Genomic DNA, 8,309 nt, shown 5'->3' with positions numbered 1-8,309 from the left:
ACGGCCGTCGCGGCCACCGGCGCGCGGGCGTTGCTGGTTCGTCCCGCCCCGGTGGCCGGCCGGCGCACCGAGGGCAGTCGCCCGGTGGTCCGGACCCTGTTGAACGCGGGCGGCTCGCAGCGGATTCCGCTGGTGCACACCGACGATGTGGAACGCTTCCTCGTGCTCGCCACGACCTCCGACCGCACCGGCGTGGTGGATCTCGTTGCACCCGAACACGTTTCCGGCTCGCAGGCGCGGGCGATGCTGCGCAAGGCCGGTCTGCGGATTCCGCCTCGCGTCCCGGGCACCGGCGGCGTTCGCCTTCCCGATCTCGATCACGCCGCGGCACAGGGCGATTGGGATTTCCGCTACGGCTGGACCGGTCCCGAAGTGGTCGAGGACATCGTGCGCGGGCTGGTCGGCCGCCGCCCGCACGGCACCGGTTTCCGCGCCCGCCGCGGCGCGATCCCGTTGACCGACTATGTGATTCCCGCGCGCGCGAAGACGTCCGACGGACATCCGCTGGAGGTCGCCGCCCCCGAGGGCCTGGAGGGCGAATTCGACGACCGCGTCGATCCGCGCATCCCGGTGCACACCGCCACCAACACCTCCGAGGCGCTGCCCGGTCCGATGAGCCCGCTCACCATCGACCTGCAGGCCGGGGCGATCCGGCTCGCCAACGCCGCGATGGGCCATATGATCGCCCTCGACGGCATCGCCCTCGAGCATTGGACCAGCCGCGTCACCTCGGTGCTCGGCCACCACATCTTCATCAACGCCTCGATCGGCGTCCTCGCCGCGGACAATATGCCGGGCTGGGACGAGGACAGCATCCGCCGCGATGTGTACGGCACCATCCCGCCCGAGGTTCCGTTGCAACCCCAGGGCCGTCCGCCGATGCCGACCGGACTGGGTAGCACCTGGGGTACGGCCAAGGCCACCGGCCGGGTGCTGGCGACGGCACTGCGCTTCGGCACCACCACCGAAACCATCAACGCCGCCTCACATCGAGAGGCGCTGTCGCACACCGATATCGAGAAGCTGTCCGACGCGCAGCTGCACGCCCGGGCACTGTTGTGGCGGGATCGGCTCAATCAGTCCTGGGCGGCGGCCTCGATCGGCGTCATGCTGGTCGGCGCCGCGACGGCCATGCACGCACGGGGCAAGGACGACCCGGACGTGCCGATCGACGTGAACCGCCTGGAATCGGCGCGACCGATGCTGGCGGTGGAACGGCTGGCCGCGGTCTGCCGCGAGGAGCCCGCCGTTCACGAGGCCGCCCGGGCGGGCGATGTCGCCCTGGCGCGCAGCCGCTCGGCCCGCTTCGCGCAGGCCCTGGATGCCGAGCTGGCGGTGGTCGGCCACCGCGGCCCGGGAGAATGCGAATTCCTCAACCCGACCTTCGGCGACCGCCCCGAACTGCTGGTCACCGCCGCCGCCCGGGCCGCCGAACTCCCGGCGCCGAAGCGTGACGCGGTTCCCGAGCCGACCGCGCGCACCGCGCGGATGGCCGTCGGCGCCACGGTCGCGCGGGAACGCGTCCGCGATGCGGTGGTGCGCTACACGAACTGCTTGCGCATGGCGGCCCGCGAGCTGGCGGCGCGGCTGGTCGATCGGCACGAACTCAACAATGTCGACGATGCCTGGTTCCTCACGCTCGACGAATTGCTCTGGGCACCTGCGGATCTGAAGGACCGCGTGGCCCGCCGACGCGAGGAGCGGGTGCGACTGCAGGCGGTGCGGATGCCGGATCTGGTGGTCGGCCGCTGGGAACCGCAGCCGATCTCGGGGGCGCTCGCGGTCGGCGAGAGCCTCACCGGAACCGGAGTCAGCGCCGGTGTCGTCGAGGGCACCGTGAAACTGGTGCTGAGCTCCGACGACGACATCGAGCCCGGCGACATCCTGGTCGCCTCGGTCACCGACACCGGCCATACCGCGATGTTCGCCTACGCCGCCGCGGTGGTCACCGATATCGGCGGCTCGGCCTCACATGCGGCGATCGTGGCCCGCGAGTTCGGCATTCCGTGCGTGGTGGACACCAAGACCGCCAGCACGGGTCTGTCCGACGGCCAGCGGGTGCGGGTCGACGGCGCCGCCGGAACCGTCACGCTGCTGGCCGACGCGCAGGCCTGAGGCTCGCCGATTCGACGCCGCGCGAATGTCTCCGCGGCTCAGACGTGGTCCGTCGTCGATCCGGCGGACCTCGAGGAAAGGAACACCACCGTGCCGATTTCGCATGTCCTGCGGGGGTCGGTGGCCGGTCTGGCCGCCGCGCTCATCGCCGTCCTGCCCGCCGCGACCACCCCGGCATTCGCCGCACCACCACTGGTCCATACCGCGCCGGCCACGTCGGATCAGCAACAGTCCCTGGGTATTTCCGCTCCCAACGCCCGCGATATCGGTGGTTATCCGACACAGCACGGCGGCGGGAAGATCCGGTTCGGCCTGGTCTACCGCTCCGATGCGCTCAACCGGCTGACGCCCGCCGATCAGCAGAAGCTGGCGTCGCTGCAGATCGGCAAGGCCATCGACTTCCGGAGCCCGAACGAGATGAAGGCCGCCCCGGATCAGCTGCCCTCGTCGATTCCCTACAGCGCGCAGTCGATCTGGGATCCGAACAACGACTTCTATGTCATGGTGTCGAGCACCATCGCCGGCGGCCCGCAGGTTCAGCAGGACAAGCTCGGCGACGGGAAGGCCGCGCAGATCATGCGCGACTACTACCGCTGGCTGGTCACCGACGGTGCGGCGCGGGCGCAGTTCTCCGCGGCGCTGAAGGAGATCGCGAGTTCCCCGAATGCGGTGCTCTACCACTGCACTTCGGGTAAGGACCGCACCGGCTGGATGACGGCGATCCTGATGTCGGCCCTGGATGTGCCCAAGGGTCAGATCTACAAGGATTATCTGGCGTCCAACGACTATCTGGCCGCGAGCAACAAGGCGCAGATGGACGCGCTGGTGCAGCGCGGCCTGGTCACCGATCCGTCGCTGTTCGCGCCGATTCTGGGCGTGCAGGCCGATTATCTGGACGCCTCCTTCGACCAGGTCCGCCAGTCGTACGGATCCTTCGATCGATTCCTGTCCGACGGCCTGGGTGTGGACGCCGCGACGGTCGACGCCCTGAAGGCCAAGTTGCTGGACAAGCCGGGCCGCTGAGCCCACCCCGCATCCGACCACCGGCACGCCGCGCTCACCGTCGAGCGCGGCGTGCCGCCGAGGAGAGGCAGACCATGCCGGTTCATTCGGTGACGCCACGCTCGTCGACCGAGATCACCCACTACGACCTGGATACCGACGTACTGGTCGTCGGCTACGGATGTGCCGGGGCCGCAGCGGCATTCGAGGCCGCGCGCACGGGCGCCCAGGTGCTGGTGCTCGATCGTGCGGGCGGTCCGGGCGGCTCGTCGGCGATGTCGGGCGGTGAGATCTACCTCGGCGGCGGCACCCCGATCCAAACCGCCTGCGGATTCGACGACACCCCCGCCGACATGGCCGCCTACCTGACCGCCGCCCTCGGTCCCGGCGCCGACACCGCGAAGATCGCCGACTACTGCGAGCACAGCGTCGAGCATTTCCACTGGCTGGTCGACCGCGGCGTACCGTTCAAACCGTCGCTGTGGGATGCCCCGGCCTGGGTGCCGCCCACCGACGACGGCCTGATGTGGCTCGGTGAGAACAGCTGGCCCTTCACCGAGATCGCCCGCCCCGCCCCGCGCGGACATCGGCCCACCGCCAACGACTTCGGTGGCCGCCTGCTGATGCAGTGCCTCACCGCCGCGACCGAATCGACTGGTGTGACAACACTTTTCGACACCGCCGCCACCGCGCTGATCCTCGCCGGCGACGGCGCCGTCACCGGCGTGGTCGGCCGGCAGTACGGCCGGGAGCTGACGATTCGAGTCCGGCGCGGCTGTGTCCTCACCACGGGCGGGTTCGTCGACAACGACGAGATGCTCGCCGCGCACGCCCCGCTGCTGCTCGGCCATACCAAGGTCAGCGCCGGTACCGACGACGGCAGCGGTATCCGGATGGCCCAGGCGGCGGGTGCGGCGGTGCGGCACATGTCGACGGGGCAGGTGGGAATCTCCCTGATTCCCGGCTTGGCCGCGCGCGGAATTCTGGTGAACGACAAGGGACAGCGCTTCGTCAACGAGGACACCTACCCGGGCCGCATCGGCCAGGCGGCGCTGTTCACGCAGGGCATGCACGTGTGGGTGGTGGTCGACGAGGACGCGTTCGAGGCCGTGCCGGAAGAACAACGCTGGGGTGTGCAGCCGACCCATATGGCCGAAACAGCCGACGAACTCGGCGCGGCGATGGGCCTGCCGCCGGGCGCGCTGGCCGCGACGCTGCATCGCTACAACGAATTCTCCGCCGCCGGAACGGATCCCGATCAGCACAAGGCGGCGCGGTGGTTACGCCCGCTGCGTACCCCGCTGGCGGCCATCGATGTGCGGGCCGGGATTCGCCCGCCCGCCGAAGCCGGCGACCGCCGCGGCACCGGCGCGTCGGTGTTCACGCTCGGCGGACTGCACACCGACGCGCACGGCCGGGTCCTGGATATCGATGGTGCCGTCATGCCCGGACTGTTCGCCGCCGGTCGGGCGGCGGTCAATCTGCACGGACAGGGCTATATCAGCGGGACGTCGCTCGGCGACGGAACGTTCTTCGGCCGGCGCGCGGGAGTCACTGCGGCACAGGGTTAGTCGCCGGCGACGGACCGGCGCCTGTCGCCGCGCCGGTCTACGCGTGTTCCGCCGCGACGACCACCTCGTGCCGATTGCTCCGGTGCGAGCGACGGTATTCGCTCGGTGACACACCCACCTCGCGGCCGAAGTGGGCGCGCAGATTCGCCGCACTGCCGAGGCCACAGCGTTCGGCCACCACGTCGACGGCGAAGTCGGTGGTTTCCAGCAACTCCCGGGCCCGGATGATGCGCTGGGTGAGCAGCCAGCGCAGTGGTGTCGTACCGAGTTCGGCATGGAACCGGCGGGCCAGGGTCCGCTCGCTGAGTCCGCTGTGGCGGGCCAGGTCGCCGACGGTCAGCACGGTGTCGAGCCGGGTGAGCGCCCACTGCAGGGTCGCGGCCACGCCGGGATCGGCGGCGTCGAGCGGCACCGGATTCCGCAGATACTGCGCCTGCCCGCCCGCGCGGTGCGGCGGCACCACCAGCCCGCGCGCCGCGGCATTGGCGACGTGGGAACCGAGGTCTTTGCGGATCAGGTGGATACACAGATCCATCCCGGCCATGGTTCCCGCACTGGTGAGGATCCGCCCGTCGTCGATGTAGAGGACGCTCGCGTCGACATCGAGGTGTGGATACCGTTCCAGCAGCGTCGGGACATGTTTCCAATGCGTGGTCATGCGGCGGCCGTCGAGCAGGCCGGCCGCCGCGAGAACGAAAGCGCCCGAACACAATGCCGCGATGCGCGCTCCCGCCTCGTAGGCCGCCCGCACCGCCGCCACCAGTTCGGCGGGCGGATCCTCGCGCACATTCGGGGTCGCGGGCACGACGACGGTGTCGGCGGCGATCAGATCGTCGTAGTCGTAATCGGTCAGCGTGACGAACGGATCGCGCAGCGTCGCGTGCCGGGTGCCGCGAGGGCCGCACAGCCGCAGCCGATACCAGTTCTCGGCATCGATCCCCGGCGGCGGTTCGAAGAACACCTGGTACGGGATCGCGACCTCGAACACCGGCTGGCCCGGCGCCACCGCGACCGCCACCGTTCCGGGTTGTCGGGATTCGCATACCGTGTCCGCAGTCATGTCAGAAATCTAGCGCATATTGGCTCTTCTGCCACTCGATCTCGCGATCCGGCGGCTGAATAGTTGCATTCATGACTCTTACGGCCAATGCTCGCGCGGATGCGCCGCTCACCGAATCGCCGCGGCGGTGGCGGGTTCTGGCGGTGGCGAGCGTCGCGCAATTTCTCGCGATCCTCGACCTCTTCGCGGTCACCGTCGCCTTCCCGACCCTGCAGACCTCGTTCGCCGGCGCCTCCCCGAACACGGTGTCCTGGGTGCTCAACGCCTACACCATCGTGATGGCCGCGTTGCTGGTCCCCGCGGGCCGTCTCGCCGACGACACCGGGCGCCGGCGTGGATTCCTCATCGGGATCACGCTTTTCGGCGTCGCGTCGATCGGCTGCGCGGTCGCGCCGACACTGATCGTGTTGATCGCCGCGCGGGTCGTGCAGGCCGCGGCGGCGGCGCTGCTGGTTCCCACCGGCCTCGGACTGGTGCTGCCCTCCTTCGACGTGCGAGAACATCCGACGGTGATGGGCATCTGGACCGCGATCGCCGCGGCGGGCGCCAGCAGCGGCCCGGTGATCGGCGGTCTGCTGCTCGAATGGGGCTGGCGGTGGATCTTCTGGCTGAACGTGCCGATCACGCTGGCCGCGCTCGCTGTCGGGTCGCGGGTGCTGCCCGACATCCGGGCGCGCGTGCGGCGCCGGCTCGACCTGCTCGGCGCCGCACTGATTCTCGGCGCCACCGCGGCGCTGACCACCGTCTTCGTCCAGGGCGCGGCATGGGGATACGGGTCGGCGGCCACACTGGGCACACTGGCCGCAGCGATCGCTCTCGCGGCGGCGTTCACCTACCACGTGCGCCACCACCCCGATCCGGTGGTGAGTCCGGCAGTGCTGCGGCACAGCATGTTTCGTATCGCCACCCTCGGCGTGTTCTGCTACTACCTGGCCTTCGCGGCTCTCTTGCTCTCGGGCACCCTGTACCTCACCGCGCAATGGCATTACTCCGAACTGCGAGCCAGCCTCGGTATCGCACCGATTCCGATCAGCTGCCTGCTGGTGTCACCACTGTCCGGCCGCGTCGTCGCTCGTATCGGCGCCCGTGCCTCGGCCGCACTGGGTGGGCTCGCCATCGCGGCGGGCGCGGGGTGGTGGATCGCCCTGAGCGGTTGCGGCGCATCGTATCCGCTGGTCTTCCTGCCGGGAGCCGTGCTCGCGGGCATCAGTACGGCCCTGCTGCAACCGCCGCTGTTCGGCGCCTCGTCGCTGCTGCCGCCGGATCAGTTGTCGCTGGGCTCGGGCACGCTGATGATGGCGCGCCAGACCGCGTCGGCACTCGGCGTCGCCGTGCTGACCGCGATCCTCAGCCGCACCGCGGGCTACGACCTCGCCGATTTCCGCGCCGGCTGGCTCTATATGGCAGCCATGGGATTGCTGGCGGCGGGAGCCGGATGGGCGTTCCGTCCTCGTACATGACCGGATCCGACAGTGATCCGTCGTTGCGATCGCTACCCGGTAACCCAGAGGATGGGAGGCATGTCATCGAAGCATCGTGTGGTTATCGCGGCCTTTCCGGACGTGGATCTGCTCGACGTCACCGGGCCGGCGGAGGTGTTCGCACTAGCCAATCGGGAAAGCGGCGGTAGCGCCGACTACGAGGTGTTACTGGCCGGATCGGATCGAGGTGTGGTGCGTACCTCGGCCGGTGTCCGGATACTCACCGATCTGGCCTTCGACGACATCGGCACGGGCATCGACACACTCATCGTGCCGGGCGCGGTGGATCCGACCCCGACCGGCCCGGTCGCGCGAATCGACGACGATGTGGTGCGCTGGCTGCGCGAGGTCGCGCCGCGCACCGGCCGGATCGCGTCGGTGTGTGAGGGTGCGCATCTGCTGGCCGCCGCCGGACTGCTGGACGGGAGGACGGCCACCACCCATTGGTCGACGGCCGGACAGCTGGCCGCGGACCATCCACGGGTCGTGGTGGATCCGGATCCGATCTTCGTGCGCTCGGGCCGGGTGTGGACCGGCGCGGGAATCAGCGCCTGCCTGGATCTCAGCATGGCACTGGTCGCCGACGACCACGGTGAGGACCTGGCGTTGTCGGTCGCCCGGCAACTCGTCGTCTATCTGCGCCGGCAGGGCGGCCAGAGTCAGTTCAGTGTGCCGCTGAGCCGACCGGCACCGGCCCGCCGCGATATCGAACAACTGCGCACCTACATCGCGGAGAATCTCGACGCCGATCTGTCCGCCGCGGCTCTGGCGAACCGAATGTGCCTGAGCGAAAGGCATTTCGCGCGAGTATTCCGGCAGGAGATGGGGCTCACCGTGGCCGCCTACGTCGAAGCCGCGCGCGTCGAGTCGGCGCGACGGTTACTGGAAACCAGCGACTTCCCGCTCTCGCGCGTTGCCCGGTCCGCCGGACTGGGCTCGGTGGAGACCCTGCACCGGGCGTTCCTGCGGCGGCTGGGCACCAACCCCGGCGCGTACCGCCGGCGATTCCGCACCTCCGCCTGATCTCCCCGCCACGACCGGACCGGGCGCCTGCCCGGTCCGGCGCTCACCCCTGTCCGA

6 protein-coding genes are annotated in these 8,309 nt (G+C 69.9%); 5 read left to right on the top strand and 1 reads right to left on the bottom strand.

The window, feature by feature from the left end:
• The 3 genes from NK1_RS31550 to NK1_RS31540 all read left to right on the top strand — a co-directional run.
• The coding region (locus tag NK1_RS31550; protein WP_063014659.1) for a PEP-utilizing enzyme at positions 1-2,115 on the top strand (2,115 nt) is incomplete at its 5' end.
• Positions 2,116-2,205: 90 nt separating this feature from the next.
• The gene (locus tag NK1_RS31545; RefSeq protein ID WP_245660967.1) at positions 2,206-3,138 is read left to right on the top strand and encodes a tyrosine-protein phosphatase; all 933 of its coding nucleotides are present in this window, start codon (positions 2,206-2,208) and stop codon (positions 3,136-3,138) included.
• Positions 3,139-3,212: 74 nt separating this feature from the next.
• A complete protein-coding gene (locus NK1_RS31540; RefSeq protein ID WP_063014657.1) occupies positions 3,213-4,688 on the top strand; it encodes an FAD-dependent oxidoreductase in 1,476 nt (491 codons plus the stop codon).
• Between the two features lie 37 nt (positions 4,689-4,725).
• Here NK1_RS31540 and NK1_RS31535 read toward each other — a convergent pair whose 3' ends face one another.
• A complete protein-coding gene (locus NK1_RS31535; RefSeq protein WP_063014656.1) occupies positions 4,726-5,748 on the bottom strand; it encodes a GlxA family transcriptional regulator in 1,023 nt (340 codons plus the stop codon).
• Between the two features lie 71 nt (positions 5,749-5,819).
• On the opposite strand from NK1_RS31535, the gene NK1_RS31530 reads away from it, so the two are divergent.
• Both NK1_RS31530 and NK1_RS31525 read left to right on the top strand, forming a co-directional pair.
• Positions 5,820-7,208: an MFS transporter gene (locus tag NK1_RS31530; protein ID WP_063014654.1), complete on the top strand. Its 1,389-nt coding sequence runs from the start codon at positions 5,820-5,822 to the stop codon at positions 7,206-7,208.
• Positions 7,209-7,268: 60 nt separating this feature from the next.
• Positions 7,269-8,252, top strand: a complete 984-nt coding sequence (locus tag NK1_RS31525; protein WP_063014652.1) for a GlxA family transcriptional regulator — start codon at positions 7,269-7,271, stop codon at positions 8,250-8,252.
• The last annotated feature ends 57 nt before the right edge of the window (positions 8,253-8,309 follow it).

The sequence above is a fragment of the Nocardia kruczakiae NBRC 101016 genome, assembly GCF_001612965.1.
Classification (GTDB): Bacteria; Actinomycetota; Actinomycetes; order Mycobacteriales; family Mycobacteriaceae; genus Nocardia; species Nocardia kruczakiae.
This window is presented reverse-complemented; position numbering and strand designations above follow the sequence as displayed.

What these genes read in the sequence shown, in the direction of transcription:
- NK1_RS31540 (WP_063014657.1), top strand. Translation starts at nt 3,213, where the DNA reads ATGCCGGTTCATTCGGTGACGCCACGCTCGTCGACCGAGATCACCCAC.
- NK1_RS31535 (WP_063014656.1), bottom strand. Translation starts at nt 5,748, where the DNA reads ATGACTGCGGACACGGTATGCGAATCCCGACAACCCGGAACGGTGGCG.
- NK1_RS31530 (WP_063014654.1), top strand. Translation starts at nt 5,820, where the DNA reads ATGACTCTTACGGCCAATGCTCGCGCGGATGCGCCGCTCACCGAATCG.
- NK1_RS31525 (WP_063014652.1), top strand. Translation starts at nt 7,269, where the DNA reads ATGTCATCGAAGCATCGTGTGGTTATCGCGGCCTTTCCGGACGTGGAT.